This is a genomic window from Streptomyces sp. NPDC029296 (assembly GCF_055569255.1).
This window is the reverse complement of sequence record NZ_JBVHXT010000109.1, coordinates 1-1,893: the sequence shown is the minus strand read 5'-3', so window position 1 is coordinate 1,893 and position 1,893 is coordinate 1. Positions and strand designations below refer to the sequence as shown.

Genomic DNA, 1,893 nt, shown 5'->3' with positions numbered 1-1,893 from the left:
CCGGGCGGTTTAAAGGATCATGCAGGTGGTGGTGGCGTGGGCGATGAGCTTGCCCTGTTCGTCGAGGACCTTCCCTTCGGCGGTGGCGGTGCGGCGGCCGGCGTGGATGACGGTGCCGGTGGCGGTGAGGGTCTGGCCGTCGGTGCGGGCGGCGCGGATGTAGTTGACCTTGAGTTCGAGGGTGGTGTAGCCGGCACCGGCGGGGAGGGTGGTGTGGACGGCGCAGCCCATGGCGGAGTCGAGGAGGGTGGCGGCGATGCCGCCGTGGACGGTGCCGAGGGGGTTGGCGAAGTCGGGGCGGGTGTCGAGGGAGATGACGATGCGGCCGTGGTCGACCTCGTCGAAGCGCATGCCGAGCAGGCGGCCGATGGAGGGGATGTCGGTGGGACGTTCGGTCTGCACCCAGCGCATCAGTTCCAGGCCGGTCATGGCGGCGAAGTCGGTGGTCGTCATGGTCGTTCTCCTTGCGTGGTTCTGGTGGTGCCGCCGCCGCGGAGGGCGGGGTGTTCGTCAAGCGGGCAGGGGCTCGGCACGGGCGGGTGCCGGCTCAGCCGAGCGGGTTGGCGGTGTCGCGCAGGGTGGTCAGGACCGGGGCGTACATGCGGGCCTTGATGGTGCCGAGGGTGTCGCCGGCCTTGTTTACCTGCGCCTGGGCGATCTCGATCGCGGTGGAGCGCACGGCCTCCTCGGCGACGGCCTGGTCGACGATGCCGGCACCTGCGGCGTCGGTGCCGCCGTAGCGGCGGGCGGTGAGCATCGCCTCGTGGGCGGTCTGCGGCGCGAGCCGGGACTGGATGAGGGCGGCCATGCCGGGAGTGAAGGGGATGTTGATGTCCGCTTCGGGCAGGCACCAGTAGCCGCGGTCGGCACGCATGACGCGGAAGTCGTGAGCGAGGGAGAACATCGCGCCGGCGGCGAAGGTGTGCCCCTGCAGTGCGGCCACCGTGACGACCGGCAACGACAGCATCCGCGCGAAAAGCGCGTGTACGGAGACGACGTAGTCCTGGTGTTGGTCGGCGTGGGCGAACAGCCAGTCCAGGTCGAGCCCGTTGGAGTAGAACTTGCCGGTGGCGGCGGTGACCAGGGCACGGGGGCCCTCGGCCTTCTCCACCTCGTCGAGTGCGGCGCCGACGACGGTGAGCCAGTCGGGGTGGAAGCGGTTCTCGCCGTCTCCGAGGTCGAGGACGAAGACGTTGTCGTGGCGGTCGAGCGAGAGCATGGTGACTCCTTCGAGCTGTATAGGTGGAGCGGCCGCGGGTTACGGCCGGGGCCCGGGTCCGGCACCCCGGCGGTCGCGCAGGGCGTAGAGGAGCAGGTCGTGGATCTCGGCGGCGGCGGCCTCGATCGGGGCGGTGCTCCGCTCGGCCCGGCACATGATCACCGCTCCTTCGACCGCGGCGATGATGAAGGCGCCCAGCCGGCGGCTGCGTTCCTCGGTCAGGCCGTGCCGCAGGAAGAGGGCTGCCAGGGCTTCTTGCCAGCGAGTGAAGATGGCGGCGGCGGAGCGGGCAAGCTGGGGTGCGTCGTCGTTGGTCTCGACGGCTACCGCCACGATCGGGCAGCCGGCCCGGAAGCCGCTCTCGACGAGCCGGTCGCGCCAGAGCGCGAAGAACGCGTCGACGGCCTGCACCGGATCATCCGCCTGCATGGCGGCCTCGATCAGGCCGGCGATGAAGTCGCCCGCCAGCGCCACGGCCTCGTCGATGAGCTGCGTCCGCCCGCCGGGGAAGTGGTGATACACCGAGCCCCGAGGGGCTCCGCTGTGGGCGAGCACCCGGTCGATGCTGGTCGCGCTCGCCCCGTACTCCCGCAGCAGAGCAGCGGCACTGAGGATCATCCGGTCACGGCTTTCACTCTTGCGCGGACTCACCCGCCCACCACCCTTCCGACGAC

General features: G+C 70.8%; 3 protein-coding genes. All 3 read right to left on the bottom strand.

Going from position 1 to position 1,893, the window contains the following annotated elements; genetic code table 11:
- Nucleotides 1–9: 9 nt before the first annotated feature.
- Complete coding sequence (locus tag ACZ4W9_RS40245; RefSeq protein WP_467944212.1) at nucleotides 10–453, bottom strand: PaaI family thioesterase; 444 nt, start codon at nucleotides 451–453, stop codon at nucleotides 10–12.
- A gap of 94 nt (nucleotides 454–547) precedes the next feature.
- On the bottom strand, nucleotides 548–1,219 hold the full coding sequence (locus ACZ4W9_RS40240) for an enoyl-CoA hydratase-related protein (RefSeq protein WP_467944211.1): 672 nt from the start codon (nucleotides 1,217–1,219) through the stop codon (nucleotides 548–550).
- A gap of 39 nt (nucleotides 1,220–1,258) precedes the next feature.
- On the bottom strand, nucleotides 1,259–1,837 hold the full coding sequence (locus ACZ4W9_RS40235; RefSeq protein WP_467944210.1) for a TetR/AcrR family transcriptional regulator: 579 nt from the start codon (nucleotides 1,835–1,837) through the stop codon (nucleotides 1,259–1,261).
- Nucleotides 1,838–1,893 lie beyond the last annotated feature (56 nt).